Origin of the sequence: Paracoccus sp. (in: a-proteobacteria), assembly GCF_030538655.1 — a bacterium.
In the GTDB taxonomy this organism is placed as follows: Bacteria; Pseudomonadota; Alphaproteobacteria; order Rhodobacterales; family Rhodobacteraceae; genus Paracoccus.
Genome location: NZ_JAUNTO010000011.1, coordinates 18,492 through 34,708, shown reverse-complemented (window position 1 = coordinate 34,708; position 16,217 = coordinate 18,492). Strand labels below are relative to the sequence as shown.

Below are 16,217 nucleotides of genomic sequence, written 5' to 3'. Positions count from 1 at the left end.
GTTATTCCGGCGATAGCACAATCCGCGCGATACAGCTACTCTTCAGCCTGCGCCGCAACGAGAGAGACATCCGATGATCCTGCGATTCATCATTGCCGCTGTCATGCTGGCCTTGGTCGGGGGTGGTCTGATCTGGTTCAACATGTTCCGCGATCAGATGATTACCAATATCTTTGCCAATCTGCCCGAACAGGTGATGCCGGTGACGGCCGTCACCGTCGAACCTGTGACATGGAATCCGGGCATCGACGCGACCGGCACGGTCAAGGCGGCGCAAGGTATTGATCTGACAGTGGAAACCGCTGGTATCGTGACGCAGGTCGCCTTTGCCGCCAATGACCGGGTGGAACAGGGGCAATTGCTGCTGCAACTGGATGACGTGATGCAGACCGCCGATCTGGCCGCCAGCCGCAGCCAGCTGGATCTGGCGCAGACCACGTTGCGCCGCTCGCGGCAGTTGCAGCAGCGCGGTGTGGCGGCGGATGCGAACCTGGAAACCTCCGAGGCGAATGCCCGCGCCGCAGAGGCGCAGGTCGCGCGCGCCGAAGCGGTGGTTCAGCAACGCCGTCTGGTCGCGCCCTTTGATGGCATCATCGGTCTGCCACAGGTCGATCCGGGGGCCTATATCAGCCCCGGCACGGTGGTAGCGACCTTGCAGGACATCGACAATGTGCATGTCGATTTCAGTCTGCCCGAACAGGAACTGCCAAATCTGCGCATGGGCCAGCGGATCGAGGCGCGGATCGCCGAAGACGCGCAGCCCCTGGCCGGGGAAATCACCGGCATCGACCCGCGCATTGATTCCGCCAGCCGCATGGTCTCGATCCGCGCGCAGATCGACGGGGCGGATGGTGCGCTGACACCGGGGCAGTTCGTGCGCGTGTCGGTGGTGCTGCCTTCCGAAGACGGGGTGATCGCGCTGCCGCAGACGGCGGTGATGTCCAGCCTTTATGGCGATTACGTTTATGTGCTGCGCGACCGCGACAACCCGCCCGAGGGTGGCGCCACGCAAGAGGTGGCGCAGATCTTTGTGCAGCCGGGGCGCCGCTCGGGTGGGATGATCGAGCTCAGGGGCGATGCCGTTTCGGTGGGGCAGCAGGTGGTGACATCGGGCCAGAACCGGCTGTCGAACGGGGCTGGGGTCAGGGTGGACAACACTGTCACCCCCGACGGGCAGGGCCAGACCCCGCCCCAACCTGCCGCCCCCTCTGCGGAAGATACCGCCGCCCCGTCCGCGACACCGGCGCAGGATCAGCCCGCCGGGGATGACGCGCCATGAGCATGTCCGACATCTTTATCAAGCGGCCGGTTCTGGCGACCGTGGTGGCGCTGTTCATGCTGCTCTTGGGCGCGATGGGTGCGGCGAACCTGCAAATCCGCGAATACCCCGAGGTGGACGAAACCGTTGTCACTGTCACCACGGTTTATCCCGGCGCTTCGGCGGATCTGATACAGGGCTTTGTCACCTCGCCCATCGCGGCGGCGGTTTCGACCGCCGAAGGGGTGGATTACGTCAGCACACAGTCGCGGCCCTCGGCCTCGGTGGTGTCGGTGAACATGCGGCTGGGGGCCGATCCCGACGTGGCGCTGACCGAGGTCATGTCCAAGGTGCAAGAGGTGCGCAGCGAACTGCCATCGGATGCCGAAGACCCCTCGATCGTCAAGGGCACGGGCATGCAGTTCGCCACCATGTATCTGGCGCTGCAAAACCCGCATATGACGCCCGAGCAATTGACGGAGTATATCGAACGGGTGATCCGCCCCCGCATGTCCACCATCGAGGGCGTGGCCGAGGTGCAAATTCTGGGCGGCGCCAACTATGCCATGCGGGTCTGGATCGACCCGGTGCTGCTGGCCAGCCGTGGCCTGACCGCCGCCGAGGTGATGCAGGCGATCAACAGTTCCAACTTTCTGGCTGCGCCCGGCAAGACCGAGGGTGAGCTGGTCAGCTATCCCATCACCATGGAATCGACGCTGCAAACGCCCGATGCGTTCGGGGCGATGCCGCTGACCGGCAGCGGCGACAGCGTGGTGCGGCTGCGCGATGTGGCCCGCGTCGAACTGGCAGCCAAGGACACCGATACGGTGGTCGAATTCAACGGCGAACCCGGCACCTTTATCGGTATCTTTCCGACGCCGGGGGCCAACCCGCTGGACACCACGGCAAATGTCCGCGCGCAGTTGCCGGTGATCCAGGCATCGCTGCCGCAGGGCATGACGATGACGCTGATGTATGACGCCACCGACGCGATTTCCGCCTCGATCCGCGAGGTGCTGCGCACCATCGCCGAGGCGACCGCCATCGTCTCGGTGGTGATCTTGCTGTTCATGGGGTCGATCCGGTCGGTGGCCATGCCAGTGGCCGCCATCCCGCTGTCGCTGGTGGGGGCGCTGTTTTTGCTGTTCGTGGCGGGCTATTCCATCAACCTGCTGACGCTGCTGGCGCTGGTGCTGGCCATCGGGATTGTGGTGGACGATGCCATCGTGGTGGTGGAAAACGTCCAGCGGCATATTGATGACGGCATGACGCCGATGCAGGCCAGCTTTCTGTCGATGAAGGAACTGTTCACCGCCATCGTCGCAACCACGCTGGCGTTGATGGCGGTGTTCATGCCGCTGTTCTTTACCGGCGGGCTGACCGGGGCGCTGTTTCAGGAATTCGCGCTGGCTCTGGCCGGGGCGGTGTTCCTGTCCAGCGTCGTCGCGCTGACTATTTCACCGATGATGTCAGCGCGTATCCTGAAGGCGGGCGGGCATTCGCGGTTTCAGAAATGGATCGACCGCAATTTCCTGAAGGTCGAGGGCTGGTATGCGCGCCGGGTGGCAAGCTCGTTCGATTACCGGCCAGTGACGATCATGATTATGGTCGTGCTGATGGGTGTGACCGCTTATCTGTTCACCAAGACCTCGACCGAACTGGCCCCCGAGGAAGACGCGGGCGCGCTGTTGGCGATGGTGGCGGGGCCGTCTTATGCGACGACCGAATATACCTCGCGTTACATGGATCAGATCAACGACCTGACCACCGGCTTGCCCGAGGTCGAGGCCAGCTTTTCCGTGGTCGGCTTTGGTGGCGGCACCAATTCGGGCTTTGCCCTGTGGGCGCTGAAGGACTGGGCCGAGCGTGACCGCAGTCAGGCCGAGGTGCAGCAGGATCTGCAAGCCCGGATCGAGCCGCTGGCCGGGGTGCAGGCGTTTGTCTTTGCCCCGCCCTCGCTGCCGGGCACGGGGGGCGGGCTGCCGATCACCATGGTGATCCAGTCCACGTCGGATGCCGCGCAGGTCTATGAAATAGCCGAGGAAATCAAGAATCGCGCGCAGGCGTCGGGGCGGTTCATCATCGTGCAGAACTCGATGAGCTTTGACACCACGCAGGTTGTCGTCACCATCGACCGTGACCGGGCGGCGGCGCTGAATATCCCGGCCAGCCAGATCGGCGCAACTCTGTCGCTGTTGGTGGGGGGCGGGGCGATCGGCCAGTTCGACCGCGACAGCAACAGTTATGACGTCATCATGCAGGTGCCGCGCGAATACCGGGAAAATCCTGAACGGCTGGGCGAATTCCGTATACGGTCGCTGACCGGGGAAATGGTGCCGCTGTCGGCGGTGATCGAGGTCACCACCCGCGCCGCGCCCGCCAGTATCGAACAGTTCAACCAGTTGAACGCCGCCACCATTTCGGCGCTGCCGCTGCCCGGCGTCACCACCGGCGACGGCCTGGCCGAGATCGAGACCATCGCCGCTGAAATTCTGCCCGACGGGTTCTTCATCGACTATTCCGGCCAGTCGCGCACCGAAAAAACCGAAGGTGCCGGCATTCTGGCGGCCTTTGGGCTGGCGCTGGTGGTGATCTATCTGGTGCTGGCAGCGCAGTTCGAAAGCTGGCGCGATCCGTTCATCATCCTGACCTCGGTGCCGCTGGCGATCTTTGGCGTGATCGTGCCGCTGAATCTGGGGCTGGGAACGCTGAACATCTATACCCAGATCGCCATGCTGGCGCTGATCGGCATCATCTCGAAACATGGTATCCTGTTGGTGGAATTCGCCAATCAGCAGCGGGAAACACGTGGCCTGTCGCGCGAGGAAGGCATGATCGAGGCGGCCCGCCTGCGTCTGCGCCCGATCCTGATGACCACCATCGCCACGGCGGTGGGGGTGGTGCCGTTGATGACCGCCGATGGCGCAGGTGCGGCGGCGCGCTTTGCCATGGGGCTGGTGATCTTTGCCGGAATTTCCGTGGGGACGCTGTTCACGCTGTTCGTGGTGCCGACCGTTTACACGCTGATCGCCCCCAAAGACACCAAGCCCGCGCCCGAGGAACCCGACGAACAGGTGCACAAGCGGGTGCAGGCGGCGGCAGAACACCCGGCGCAGTAACCCGTGCCATCGCCAACAGCAACAACGCCGGGGCGCGATCAGTTGCCCCGGCGGTGTCATATCCGGTCGGCCCGCGGTGGGATGCTCAGATGTCTTTCGGGCGCAGCGCCAGCCAGATCAGCGCCCCGCCGGCAAGGATCAGAAACGGCAGCATGGCCATGTTCACCGCGCTCCACCCCGTCTGGGCATCGCCGCCAAGGCAGTTCATCAGCCCACCCGAGGACAGCGAGGCCAGAAACACCCCGCCAAAGACAAAGAAGTCGTTGATGCCCTGCACTCGCGCCCGTTCTTCGGGCTTGTGGGCGGCGGTCAGCATGGCGGTGGCCCCGATATAGCCAAAGTTCCAGCCCAACCCCAGCAGCAGCAGCGATCCGTAGAAATGCGACAGCTCGACCCCCGACAGCGCCACCGCGCCCGATCCGGCCAGAATCACCAGCCCGGCCCCGACGATCATCGGCGCGCCAAAGCGGGCGATCAGGTGCCCGGTGAAAAAGCTGGGCGCGAACATCGCCAGCACATGCACGCTGACGATGCTGGCGGCATCATTGGGCGCAAAGCCGCAGCCAACGACGGCCAGCGGGGCCGAGGTCATCACCAGATTCATCAGCGCATAGGCGACCATGCCACAGATCATGGCGACGATAATGGTGGGGTCGCGCAGGATGTCGCGCAGCGGGCGGCCCGACGGGGTGGCTGCGGTTCGGGCTGGCGGGCGTGGAATGTCGAGAAAGGAAAACAGCAGCGGGCCAAGCAGGTTCAGCACGATAATCGCGCCATAGGTGGCCAGAAACGGCACGGCGGTGATGTCATTGGTCATCCGCACCAGCGCCGGGCCGGTGATCGCGGCGGCCAGACCGCCCGCCATCACCCATGAAATCGCCTTGGGCGCGAATTCGGGCGAGGCGGTATCGGTCGCGGCAAAGCGGTAAAACCCCTGCGCCGCCATATAGATGCCGGTAAACAGCGATCCGGCCATGAACAGCCAGAACGATCCCAGCCACAGCCCGGCGGCGGATATGCCCGCGCCGATGGCTCCGGCCAGAACCGCAAGGCTGAATCCCGCGCGCCGCCCGTATCGCTGCATGAACCCCGCCAAGGGCCGCGCCGATAGGGCCGACCCCAGAATAATCATCGACAGCGGCAGGGTGGAAATGCAGGGGTTCGGCGTCAGCATCTGCCCCGCCAGCCCGCCGACGATAAAGATCATCGACATCTGCGCGCCAAGGATCGCCTGCGCGGCGACCAGCACCGCGACATTCCGGCGGGCGCGATCCATCTTAGCCTCTCAGCGCGGCGGCGTCGCGGGCGCGTTGTTCGATCTGGTCCCAGTTCCCGGCGCCGATGTCGGCATCGCTTGCCAGCCAGCTTCCGCCGCAGCAGATGACATTGGGCAGCGCCAGATAATCGCCCGCATTTTTGGGCGAGATACCGCCCGTCGGGCAAAAGCTGACCTGTGGCAGCGGCCCGCCCAGGGATTTCAGCGCCGGCGCGCCGCCGATGGCTTCGGCGGGAAAGAATTTCAGCATGTCGTAACCGGCCTCCATCGCGCGCATCACCTCGGACGCGGTGGCGGTGCCGGGCAGCAGCGGCAGGCCGATGTCGGTGCAGGCGTCGATCAGCCGGTCGGTCAGGCCGGGCGATACGGCAAAGCTGGCCCCTGCGTCTTTCGCCCGTTTTGCATCATCGGGCGTCAGCACGGTGCCCGCGCCGACATAGCCGCCCTGAACCGCCGCCATGGCGCGGATCGCATCCAGCGCGGCATCAGATCTCAGCGTCACTTCGAGCACGGGGGTGCCGCCTGCGACCAGCGCACGGGCCAGACCTTCGGCGCGGGCGGCGTCGCGGATGACGATCACCGGGATCACCGGCGCGATCTGGCACAGGGCGCGGGATTTCCGCGACTGTTCTTGTGGGGTCATGATGCCACCTTTTCCTTGCGTCGCGGGCAGGGTAACGCAGGCGGCGAAAGGTGCAAGGGTGCGCGATGTCGTTTTGTGGCGGTGTTTTGACGCAAACGCGCGGGTTGGGGCAGGGCGCGCGGCCTATGGATCAGGCAGCAGACAGGGAGACCGCAGATGAGCGATGAGGGTGAACGCCGGTCACGGCGCGGTGGCGGCGGCGCGGCACGGCGGGCAGAACGCACCGCGACGCGGCAGGAATTCGCGCGCTTTATCAGCCGCAATATCCCCAACCTTGACATCCTGAACGCCGAGGCGATCGAGATTATCGAGGCGAATGCCGATACCGTCTTGCAGGAAATCGGCGTGAATTTCCCCGAACAGCCCGAGGCGCTGGAACGCTGGCGCGAGGCTGGGGCCGATGTGCAGGGCGACCGTGTTCGTATTCCGCGCGGGCTGGCGCGTCAGCTGTGCGGCACCGCGCCGCGCAGCTTTACCCAGCACGCCCGCAACCCCGAACGGAATGTCGAGATCGGCGGCCGCAATCTGGTGCTGGCCCCGGTCTATGGCCCGCCCTTCGTGCGCGATCAGGCGGGCGGGCGGCGTTACGCCACCATCGCCGATTTCCGCAATTTCGTGAAGCTGGGGCAGATGTCGAAATGGGTTCACCATTCCGGCGGCACGGTGTGCGAGCCGACCGATGTGGCCGTGAACAAGCGGCATCTGGATATGCTGCACGCTCATATGACCCTTTCGGACAAGCCCTATATGGGGTCGGTCACGCTGCCGGAACGGGCGGCGGATTCGGTCGAGATGTCCAAGCTGCTGTTCGGGGCAGATTTCGTCGATCAGAACACAGTGATGACCAGCCTGATCAACATCAACAGCCCGTTGACCTTTGACGCGGTGATGATGGGCGCGCTGGAGGTTTATGCCAAGGCCAATCAGGCGGCGATCATCAGCCCGTTTATCGTCGGCGGCGCGATGGCCCCGGTTACGGTGGCCGGCACGCTGACGCAAGTTCTGGCCGAGGTTCTGGCAGGCGTCGCCTATAGCCAGCTGATCCGCCCCGGCGCGCCGGTGATCTTTGGCGCGTTTGTGACCAGCATCGACATGAACTCTGGCGCGCCGACCTTTGGCACGCCCGAAGCGGCGCAGATCACCCTTGGCGCGGGGCAATTGGCGCGGCGGCTGGGGCTGCCGTATCGGTCGGCAGGCTCGTTCTGCGGGTCCAAGCTGCCGGATGCGCAGGCCGCCTATGAGACGGCGAATACGCTGAACATCGGTCTGCTGGCGGGGGTGAACTTTATGCTGCACGCCTGCGGCTGGCTGGAGGGCGGGTTGGTTTCGTCTTATGAGAAATATGTCATGGACGCCGACCAGCTTGGCGCGCTGCACAAACTGGCTTTGGGTGTGGACATATCAGAGAACGGTCTGGCAATGGACGCCATCCGCGAGGTTGGGCCGGGCGGGCATTATCTTGGCTGCGCCCATACGCAGGCCAATTACAAGGATGCCTTCTGGCGCACCGGGGTTCTGGATTACAAGCCGTTCGAGACCTGGGAGGAAGAGGGCGCGCGCGACACCGCAACGCTGGCCGCCACCAAGGTGCAGCGGATGCTGGGCGAATATCAGGCCCCCGATCTGGATGCGGCTGTCGCGGAATCGCTGGCGGATTACGTGGCGCGCAAGAAGGCGGCAGAGCCGGACGCGTTCATGTGAGGTTGCGGCGATCCGGTCGGGTCAAGTCCCGCGTCCGGCGCGTGGCAGTTCCTCGGCCAGAATGTCAAAGACCAGACGGATCCGGCGGCTGGTGCGCAATTCGCGATGCGTCACCAGCCAGACCGGGACCGGGATCGGCGCGAAATCGGGAAAGATCGCCACCATGCCGGGGCTGGTGCGGGCGATTTCGTCCATCATCAGCGACACGCCCAGCCCGCGCCGCACCATTTCCCAGACCACGACCGAGCTTTTCGAGACCAGCCGCAGATCGGCGGCATCGGCCACCACGCCAAGATCGCGCAGATAGGTGGTGAATTCGGCGACATCCTCGAAGCCGACCAGATGATCGGGGCGCAGATCTGACAGGCTGCGGACATACGGATGCCGCGCCAGCCAGTCCGACGCTGCATAAAAGCGCGCCGTGCTGTCGCGCACCAGGCGCGCGATCAGCCCGTCGCCCTGTGGCCGCAGGTGGCGGATGGCGATGTCGGCCTCGCGCCGACGCAGATCGCTAAGACCGTCGCTGGAAATGATGCTGATGGTGATCTGCGGGGCCTCGGCCCGGATGCGGGCGAGAATGCCGGGCAGGACATGGGCGGCATAGCCATCGGATGCCGAGATGGTGACGCGGCCCGCCACATCCTCGGACCGGCCGGAGGCCGCCAGCGCCAGCGTCTCGGCCGCCGCGCCCATGGCATGCAGATGCGGCAACAGGCTGGTCCCGGCGTCGGTCAGCACCAGCCGCTTGCCCAGCCGTTCAAAAAGCGTTGTGTCAAGATCGGTCTCAAGCGCCGCGATCTGGCGCGACAGCGTGGGCTGGCTTAGCCCCAATTTTCGCGCCGCCGCTGACAGCGAGCCGGTCTCGGTCGTGGCCAGCAGGGCGCGGGCATGATTCCAGTCCAGGTTCTTCATGCGTATATGAATATCAAATCTGCAATTTGCGGCAATTCCTCGTTCTTCAGCATATGCTAGCTGTGGCGGGACAGGAGACCGCGATGACCCATTCCCTTGCCCCGACGAGCGCCGACACCCGCTTTTGGGACCGCACGGCACGGAAATATGCCACCGATCCGATTGCCGATCTGGCTGGCTATGAACGCACGCTGGACCGGATGCGGGAATTGCTGGTGCAGGGCGCAGGCGCAGGCCGGGTGCTGGAATTCGGCTGTGGCACCGGCAGCACCGCGCTGGCGCTGGCGGATGCGGCCAGGCGGATCGAGGCCAGCGACATCTCGGCCGAGATGATCGCCATCGCGGTTGAAAAGGCCGCGATGCAAGGCTGCCGCAATGTCTCTTTTGCGGTGGCCGCCCCCGAGACGGCAGGCTGGCCCGAGGGCGCGTTCGACGTCGCCTATGGCATGAATGTGCTGCATCTGGTCCGGGACAGGGGGGCGGTTCTGGCGGCGGTGCGCCGGGCGCTGCGTCCGGGCGGGCTGTTCATGTCCAAGACCCCGTGCCTGACCGAGATGACCCCGCTGATCCGGCTGGCTGTGCCGCTGATGCGGGCTATCGGCAAGGCGCCGCATGTGACCTTCTTTTCGGCCGATACCTTGCGATCCGACATCACCGCCGCCGGATTCGACGTGATCGAGATGGCCCGGCATGGCACTCGCGGGCGTGACATACGCCCCTTTATTCTGGCCCGACGGCGCTAGTGGTTTTTCGCTTGCCACGGCGGCGAGGGCGGTGTAAGGCGCGGTCACTTCACAGGCAGGGGCGGGCTTGACGGGGAGACATCCCGTTATGGTCCACCGGTTGGGGCGTTTGCTCTGAATCCCCTGCCAAGGCGCAAACCGGAAAGGACATGGATATGGCGCTTCCTGATTTCTCCATGCGTCAGCTTTTGGAAGCTGGCGTTCACTACGGTCACCAGACCCAGCGGTGGAACCCCCGCATGGGTCAGTATATCTATGGCGACCGCAACGGCATTCACATTCTTGACCTGACGCAGACCGTTCCGATGCTGGATCAGGCGCTGAAGGTCATCCGCGACACCGTGGCCAAGGGTGGCCGCGTGCTGTTCGTCGGCACCAAGCGTCAGGCGTCCAAAGCCGTGGCTGATGCCGCCGAAAAATCGGCGCAGTTCTATATGAACCACCGCTGGCTTGGCGGCACGCTGACCAACTGGAAAACCGTGTCGCAGTCGATCAACCGCCTGAAAGCCATCGACGAAACGATGGAGCAGGGCGCCGAGGGTCTGACCAAGAAAGAGCGTCTGGGCCTTGAGCGCGAGCAGGCCAAGCTGCAAGCCTCGCTGGGCGGGATCCGCGATATGGGCGGCCTGCCGGATCTGCTGTTCGTCATCGACGTGAACAAGGAAGATCTCGCCATTCTGGAAGCCAAAAAGCTGGGCATTCCGGTTGTGGCCGTGGTTGATACCAACTGCTCGCCCGATGGTGTGGATTACATCATTCCTGGCAACGATGACGCCGCCCGTGCCATCGCGCTATATTGCGATCTGGCCGCCCGCGCCGCGCTGGACGGCATGTCGGCGCAGATGGGTGCCGCCGGTGTCGATCTGGGGGCGCTGGCCGAAGCCCCGGTCGAGGAACTGGACGACGCTGCCGAAGCCGAGACCGCCGAAGCCTGATCCGGCCCGGCGCCCGCATCGTTACCGAATTGTCATCAGGCGGGGATAAGCCCCGCCTGACGCTTTGATCCGAAGGAGAAAACCGATGGCTATCACCGCTGCGATGGTGAAGGAACTGCGCGAAACGACCGGCGCAGGGATGATGGACGCCAAAAAGGCGCTGACCGAAACCGATGGCGACATGGAAGCCGCTGTTGACTGGCTGCGCACCAAGGGTCTGGCCAAGGCCGCCAAGAAATCGGGCCGCATCGCCGCCGAAGGTCTGGTGGCTGTCGCCGTTGCCAATGGCAAGGGTGTCGCGGTCGAGGTGAACTCGGAAACCGACTTCGTGGCCAAGAACGAAGAATTCCAAAACATGGTTCGTGCCATCGCGCAGGCTGCCCTGTCGGTGGATACGGTCGAGGAACTGGCCAATGCGCCGGTTGACGGCAAGCCTGTCAGCGAAGTGCTGACCGACGCCATTGCCAAAATCGGCGAAAACATGACCCTGCGCCGCATGACCAAGGTCGAGGCGCCGCTGGTTGTGGCTTATGTCCACAACGCGGCTGCCGAAGGTATGGGCAAGATCGGCGTGCTGGTTGGCCTGGACGGTGGCGACGAAGCCATTGGCAAGCAGATCGCCATGCACGTTGCCGCCACCTCGCCCGCCTCGCTGGGTGAGGCCGATCTGGACCCGGCGCTGGTCGAGCGTGAAAAGCAGGTTCTGACCGAACAGGCCCGCGAATCGGGCAAGCCCGATGCCGTGATCGAAAAGATGATCGTCGGCCGGATGGCGAAGTTCTTTGAAGAAGTGACCCTGCTGGGCCAGAAATTCGTCATCAACCCCGATGTGACGGTCGAACAGGCCGCCAAGGATGCGGGCGCGACCATCACCGGTTTTGCCCGCGTGGCCGTTGGCGAAGGTATCGAAAAGAAAGAGGAAGATTTTGCAGCCGAGGTCGCCAAGACCCTGAGCGGCAACTGATCCTTTTTGCCTGTCTGACATGCAGACGCCGGTCCCTTGGGGGCCGGCGTTTTTTATTTGTCGGGGACGCTTGCGTGCTGCGACGGAATCGGCTTGCTATGGCCGGTCAAGGAGGCATGGCATGAGTGATGTTCTGATTGCGGGCGGGGCGGTGATGGGCGCCTCTTGTGCGTTTTGGCTGACGCGGATGTCGCCCGGTCTGCGGGTGGTGGTGGTGGAACCTGACCCGAGCTATCAGTTCAGCTCAACGGCGCTGTCGGTCGCTTCGATCCGGTCGCAGTTCACCAATCCGGTGAATGTGCAGATCAGCCGTTTTGGCATTGATTTCATCCGCGATTTCGTCGGGCGCACCGGACCTGAGGGCGGGGTGCCCGATCTGGGGTTGCGTGAAAACGGCTATCTGTTTCTGACCGGAACCGAGACCGGGGCGGCGCAACTGACTGCATTGGCCGACATGCAGCGCAGCCTTGGGGCGGGGACCGAGGTCTGGGATGCCGCCATGCTGGCCCGGCGATTTCCCTGGATGAACACCGATGATGTGGTCGCGGCCAGCTTTGGTCCTCGTGATGAAGGCTGGTTTGACAATATGGGCCTGCTGTCGGGGTTGCGGAATGCAGCGCGGGCGGCGGGCGCGCGCTTTGTCACCGGGCGCGTGGTGCGGTTTGAAACCGAGGGCGACCGGATCACCGCGGCGCATCTGGAGGATGGCCAGCGGCTGGAGGCCAGCCATTTCGTCAACGCCGCTGGCACCCGCTGTGACGCGCTGATGCAAGGGCTGCCGCTGCGCCTGCCGGTCGAGCCGCGCAAGCGCACGGTTTTTGTCGTCGATGCGCCCGCCGCGCGGCACCCTGATGCGCCGCTGTTCATCGACCATTCCGGCATCTATGCCCGGCCTGAACACGACTGCTGGATCGCAGCGACCGTTCCCGCCGATGATGGCCCCTGCGCCGCCGATGATTTCGAGCCGCGTCACGATCTGTTCGAAGATCAGGTCTGGCCCGCGCTGTATCATCGTGCCGAGGGCTTTGCCGCGGCCAAGGTGGTGCGTTGGTGGGTGGGGCATTATGCCTTTAATACGCTGGATCAGAATGCGATTCTGGGGCGGAATCCGCTGGTGCCGAACCTGTATCACGCCAACGGCTTTTCCGGGCACGGGCTGCAACAGGCCCCGGCGGTGGGGCGCGGGATTGCCGAACAGATTCTGCATGGCGACTGGCAGACGCTGGACCTTTCGCCGCTGGGTGTGCAAAGGGTTGTGGATCGCCAACCATTCGCTGAAGCTCATATCGTCTGACATGCCGTTCACCATCGCCATCGACGGGCCTGCCGCATCGGGCAAGGGCACCATCGCCCGCGCGCTTGCGGCGCATTTCGGGTTTCATCATCTGGACACCGGGCTGCTGTATCGTGCGGTCGGGGCCAAAGGCGGTAACCCGGTTGCGGCTGCGCAGGGGTTGGGCGCGGATGATCTGGCGCGCGGCGATCTGCGCTCAGCGACCGCCGGTCAGGCTGCCAGCCGTGTGGCTGCCATCCCCGAGGTGCGCGCCGCACTGACTGATTTTCAGCGCCGCTTTGCCCTGCGGGAACCGGGGGCGGTGCTGGACGGGCGCGACATCGGCACGGTGATTTGCCCCGATGCGGCGGTCAAGTTGTATGTGGTTGCCGATGACCATGTGCGCGCTGAACGCCGGGCGGTGGAACTGGGTGTGGATGTGGATCGTATGCTGGTGGAATTGCGCGAACGCGATGCCCGTGATGCCAGCCGTGCCACCGCGCCGCTGAAACCGGCGGCTGATGCGGTGGTGCTGGATACCACCGCAATGGATATTGAGGCTGCTGTGGCTCAGGCGGTGCGCATCGTCAGAGCTGTTTTGGGTTGAAGCGTCGCAGCGGGGGCTTCGCGCCCCCGCACCCCCGCGGGATATTTATCAACGAAAGACGGGTTTGGGCCGGGGTTGTTAACCTTTCTTTAAGCCGGGTTGCGTTAACCATTACCGTAAAAAGGATTTGCGGATGGTTGCCATCGCCTATTCCGTCGCCTTCGAAGGGGTCGAGGCGCGTCTGGTCGAGGTTCAGTGTTCGGTTTCGCCGGGGATGCCGGGTTTTGCCATTGTCGGTCTGCCCGACAAAGCCGTCAGCGAAGCGCGCGAGCGGGTGCGCGCCGCCTTTGGCGCGCTGTCGGTGGCCTTGCCGAACAAGCGGGTGACGGTGAACCTGTCGCCTGCCGATCTGCCCAAGGAAGGATCGCATTTCGATTTGCCGATTGCGCTGGCGGTTCTGGCCGCGCTTGAGGTTATTCCGGCCGACGAACTGGCGCGCTGTGTCTGCCTGGGCGAACTGGCGCTGGACGGGCGGCTGGTGGCGGTGGCCGGTGCCTTGCCCGCCGCCATGGCTGCCGCCGAGGATGACCGGGCGCTGATCTGCCCCCGGCCTTGTGGGGCCGAAGCGGCATGGGTCGGGTCGGTTCCGGTTCTGGCCCCTGCGACGCTGCGCGAGGCGGTGGATCATCTGACCGATCGCAGCCCCTTGGCGCGGGCGCAGCCGGGCATGATCGCGGAGCGCCCTTCGGGCACCTGCTTGTCGCATGTCAAGGGGCAGGAGCGGGCCAAGCGCGCGCTGGAAATCGCCGCCGCTGGCCGTCACCATCTGCTGATGGTCGGGCCGCCGGGCGCGGGGAAATCCATGCTGGCGGCCTGTCTGCCGGGGCTGTTGCCGCCGTTGGACCCTGCCGGCGCGCTGGAAACCTCGATGATTCATTCGCTGGCCGGGGTGCTGGAAGAGGGCGGGATTTCGCGCCGTCCGCCCCTGCGCGAGCCGCATCACACGGCCTCGATGGCGGCGATTGTTGGCGGCGGGCGCGGGGCCAGGCCGGGTGAGATCAGTCTTGCGCATAACGGGGTGCTGTTTCTGGACGAATTTCCCGAATTCGCCCGCCCGGTGCTGGAAACGCTGCGCCAGCCGATCGAGACCGGCGAAGTGGTGGTGGCGCGGGCCAATGCGCATATCCGCTATCCTTGTCGGTTTTTGCTGGTGGCGGCAGCCAACCCTTGCCGCTGCGGCTATCTGGCCGATGCGGCGCGGGCCTGTAATCGTGCGCCGGTCTGTGGCGGCGATTATTTGGGGCGTATCTCGGGGCCGCTGCTGGATCGCTTTGATCTGCGTATCGAGGTGCCAGCGGTCAGTTTTCTGGAACTGGAATTGCCGTCCGGGGGAGAGACTTCGGCCATCGTGGCCGAACGGGTGGCGGTGGCGCGCGCGGTGCAGGCGCGGCGGTTTGCGGACAATCCGCGCATCCACACCAATGCCGAGGCGGGCAGCGCCATTCTGGATGAGATCGCGCAACCCGATTCGCAGGGGCGCGATCTGATCGTGAAGGCATCGGAAAAGCTGGGGCTGACAGCGCGCGGCTATCACCGTATTTTACGGGCAGCGCGCACGATTGCCGATCTGGACGGCTCCGGGGCGGTGCGTGTCAACCATCTGGCCGAGGCGATCAGCTATCGCCTGCCTTTCGTGGCAGGGGGGTAGGTGGTCTGACGCACAGGCCGTCAAGCTGCGCTGTGCGTGGTTGATGTGGCCGTTTTGCGATGCTTCGTGCTGTGGCGCGCTGGTGTGAGCGGTGGACACCAGTGTGCTTAATCACGGGCCGCAGGCTGATGCGTTGCGGTGATTGCCGGCGGTGACGCGTGTGTTGGGCGGTGTGATAACGCTTCAGCCTTTGGCAAGGCGGCGTTCGATTGCCTCCCAGATCAGGGCTGAGGCGTTGGTGCCGTCAAAGCGTTCCAGTTCCTGCAAGCCGGTGGGCGAGGTGACGTTGATTTCGGTCAGCCAGCCGTCGATCACGTCGATGCCGGTGAAGATCAGGCCCTTTTCGCGCAGAACCGGGCCGATGCGGGCGCAGATCTCGCGTTCGCGCTCGGTCAGGCCGACTTTTTCGGCGCGGCCGCCGACATGCATGTTCGACCGTGCCTCGCCTTTTTGTGGCACGCGATTGATCGCACCTACGGGTTCGCCATCGACAAGAATAATGCGCTTGTCGCCCTTGACCACGGCGGGCAGGTATTTCTGGGCGATCATCGGTTCACGGTTGATGCCGGCGAATGTTTCCAGCAGCGCGGCAAGGTTCGGGTCGTCGGGGCGCAGATGAAAGACCCCGGCACCGCCGTTGCCGTAAAGCGGCTTGACGATGATGTCACCGTGGCGGTCGCGGAACCGGCGGATCGCGGCGGGATCGCGGGCGATCATGGTGGGCGGCGTCAGATCGGGGAAATCCAGCACCATCAGCTTTTCGGGGCAATTGCGGACCCAGAACGGATCGTTCACCACCAATGTTTGCCCGTGCACCCGGTCCAGCAGATGGGTCGAGGTGACATAGGCCATGTCAAAGGGGGGGTCCTGCCGCAGCCAGACCACATCGAATTCGGTCAGGTCCACCTCGGCCCAATCGCCGAAAAGGGCGTGATTGCCCCGTTCGCGTTGCAAGGTGACGGGGCGACCCTGCGCCAGAACACGGCCCTGATCGTAAATCAGCCGGTCAACAGTATATTGAAACAGCCGATGCCCGCGTGCCTGTGCCTCAAGCCCGATACGGAAAGTGCTGTCAGCGTGGATCGAGACATGCTCGACCGGGTCCATTTGCAGGGCGACGTAAAGGCTCATGCGGTCC

Annotated in this window: 13 protein-coding genes; 9 read left to right on the top strand and 4 right to left on the bottom strand. The window is 64.5% G+C overall.

Features of this window, described 5'->3' with window-relative positions; translation table 11 throughout:
* The first annotated feature begins 73 nt into the window (after positions 1-73).
* Complete coding sequence (locus Q4G22_RS09030) at positions 74-1,279, top strand: efflux RND transporter periplasmic adaptor subunit (protein WP_303385577.1); 1,206 nt, start codon at positions 74-76, stop codon at positions 1,277-1,279.
* Positions 1,276-4,377, top strand: coding sequence for an efflux RND transporter permease subunit (locus Q4G22_RS09025; protein ID WP_303385576.1), 3,102 nt, complete (start codon positions 1,276-1,278; stop codon positions 4,375-4,377). Before Q4G22_RS09030 ends, Q4G22_RS09025 begins: the two co-directional genes overlap by 4 nt.
* Positions 4,378-4,462: 85 nt before the next feature.
* Here Q4G22_RS09025 and Q4G22_RS09020 read toward each other — a convergent pair whose 3' ends face one another.
* Together Q4G22_RS09020 and Q4G22_RS09015 are read right to left on the bottom strand one after the other, a co-directional pair.
* Positions 4,463-5,653: an MFS transporter gene (locus Q4G22_RS09020; RefSeq protein WP_303385575.1), complete on the bottom strand. Its 1,191-nt coding sequence runs from the start codon at positions 5,651-5,653 to the stop codon at positions 4,463-4,465.
* 1 nt (position 5,654) lies between these two features.
* A complete protein-coding gene (locus tag Q4G22_RS09015) occupies positions 5,655-6,296 on the bottom strand; it encodes a bifunctional 4-hydroxy-2-oxoglutarate aldolase/2-dehydro-3-deoxy-phosphogluconate aldolase (protein WP_303364551.1) in 642 nt (213 codons plus the stop codon).
* 156 nt (positions 6,297-6,452) lie between these two features.
* Here Q4G22_RS09015 and Q4G22_RS09010 point away from each other — a divergent pair, with 156 nt between their 5' ends.
* Complete coding sequence (locus Q4G22_RS09010; RefSeq protein WP_303385574.1) at positions 6,453-7,997, top strand: trimethylamine methyltransferase family protein; 1,545 nt, start codon at positions 6,453-6,455, stop codon at positions 7,995-7,997.
* Between the two features lie 21 nt (positions 7,998-8,018).
* On the opposite strand, the gene Q4G22_RS09005 is transcribed toward Q4G22_RS09010, so the two are convergent.
* Positions 8,019-8,909, bottom strand: a complete 891-nt coding sequence (locus Q4G22_RS09005; RefSeq protein WP_303385573.1) for a LysR family transcriptional regulator — start codon at positions 8,907-8,909, stop codon at positions 8,019-8,021.
* 83 nt (positions 8,910-8,992) lie between these two features.
* Here Q4G22_RS09005 and Q4G22_RS09000 point away from each other — a divergent pair, with 83 nt between their 5' ends.
* From Q4G22_RS09000 to Q4G22_RS08975, 6 genes are all read left to right on the top strand, one after another.
* A complete protein-coding gene (locus tag Q4G22_RS09000) occupies positions 8,993-9,652 on the top strand; it encodes a class I SAM-dependent methyltransferase (RefSeq protein ID WP_303385572.1) in 660 nt (219 codons plus the stop codon).
* Positions 9,653-9,807: 155 nt separating this feature from the next.
* A complete protein-coding gene (rpsB, locus tag Q4G22_RS08995) occupies positions 9,808-10,587 on the top strand; it encodes a 30S ribosomal protein S2 (protein ID WP_303385571.1) in 780 nt (259 codons plus the stop codon).
* 85 nt (positions 10,588-10,672) lie between these two features.
* Positions 10,673-11,551 carry a translation elongation factor Ts gene (gene tsf, locus Q4G22_RS08990; RefSeq protein WP_303385570.1) on the top strand — a complete coding sequence of 293 codons (879 nt, stop codon included), beginning with the start codon at positions 10,673-10,675 and terminating at the stop codon, positions 11,549-11,551.
* Positions 11,552-11,672: 121 nt separating this feature from the next.
* A complete protein-coding gene (locus Q4G22_RS08985; protein WP_303385569.1) occupies positions 11,673-12,845 on the top strand; it encodes an FAD-binding oxidoreductase in 1,173 nt (390 codons plus the stop codon).
* A 1-nt stretch (position 12,846) separates the two neighbouring features.
* Positions 12,847-13,431 (top strand): d(CMP) kinase, encoded by a 585-nt coding sequence (locus tag Q4G22_RS08980; protein ID WP_303385568.1) that lies wholly within the window; start codon positions 12,847-12,849, stop codon positions 13,429-13,431.
* A gap of 133 nt (positions 13,432-13,564) precedes the next feature.
* Entirely contained in the window at positions 13,565-15,079 is a 1,515-nt protein-coding gene (locus Q4G22_RS08975) for a YifB family Mg chelatase-like AAA ATPase (protein ID WP_303385567.1), read from the top strand.
* 183 nt (positions 15,080-15,262) lie between these two features.
* Here Q4G22_RS08975 and gshB read toward each other — a convergent pair whose 3' ends face one another.
* Positions 15,263-16,210, bottom strand: a complete 948-nt coding sequence (gene gshB, locus Q4G22_RS08970; RefSeq protein WP_303385566.1) for a glutathione synthase — start codon at positions 16,208-16,210, stop codon at positions 15,263-15,265.
* Positions 16,211-16,217: the final 7 nt, after the last annotated feature.

What these genes read in the sequence shown, in the direction of transcription:
- Q4G22_RS09030 (WP_303385577.1), top strand. Translation starts at nt 74, where the DNA reads ATGATCCTGCGATTCATCATTGCCGCTGTCATGCTGGCCTTGGTCGGG.
- Q4G22_RS09025 (WP_303385576.1), top strand. Translation starts at nt 1,276, where the DNA reads ATGAGCATGTCCGACATCTTTATCAAGCGGCCGGTTCTGGCGACCGTG.
- Q4G22_RS09020 (WP_303385575.1), bottom strand. Translation starts at nt 5,653, where the DNA reads ATGGATCGCGCCCGCCGGAATGTCGCGGTGCTGGTCGCCGCGCAGGCG.
- Q4G22_RS09015 (WP_303364551.1), bottom strand. Translation starts at nt 6,296, where the DNA reads ATGACCCCACAAGAACAGTCGCGGAAATCCCGCGCCCTGTGCCAGATC.
- Q4G22_RS09010 (WP_303385574.1), top strand. Translation starts at nt 6,453, where the DNA reads ATGAGCGATGAGGGTGAACGCCGGTCACGGCGCGGTGGCGGCGGCGCG.
- Q4G22_RS09005 (WP_303385573.1), bottom strand. Translation starts at nt 8,909, where the DNA reads ATGAAGAACCTGGACTGGAATCATGCCCGCGCCCTGCTGGCCACGACC.
- Q4G22_RS09000 (WP_303385572.1), top strand. Translation starts at nt 8,993, where the DNA reads ATGACCCATTCCCTTGCCCCGACGAGCGCCGACACCCGCTTTTGGGAC.
- rpsB (WP_303385571.1), top strand. Translation starts at nt 9,808, where the DNA reads ATGGCGCTTCCTGATTTCTCCATGCGTCAGCTTTTGGAAGCTGGCGTT.
- tsf (WP_303385570.1), top strand. Translation starts at nt 10,673, where the DNA reads ATGGCTATCACCGCTGCGATGGTGAAGGAACTGCGCGAAACGACCGGC.
- Q4G22_RS08985 (WP_303385569.1), top strand. Translation starts at nt 11,673, where the DNA reads ATGAGTGATGTTCTGATTGCGGGCGGGGCGGTGATGGGCGCCTCTTGT.
- Q4G22_RS08980 (WP_303385568.1), top strand. Translation starts at nt 12,847, where the DNA reads ATGCCGTTCACCATCGCCATCGACGGGCCTGCCGCATCGGGCAAGGGC.
- Q4G22_RS08975 (WP_303385567.1), top strand. Translation starts at nt 13,565, where the DNA reads ATGGTTGCCATCGCCTATTCCGTCGCCTTCGAAGGGGTCGAGGCGCGT.
- gshB (WP_303385566.1), bottom strand. Translation starts at nt 16,210, where the DNA reads ATGAGCCTTTACGTCGCCCTGCAAATGGACCCGGTCGAGCATGTCTCG.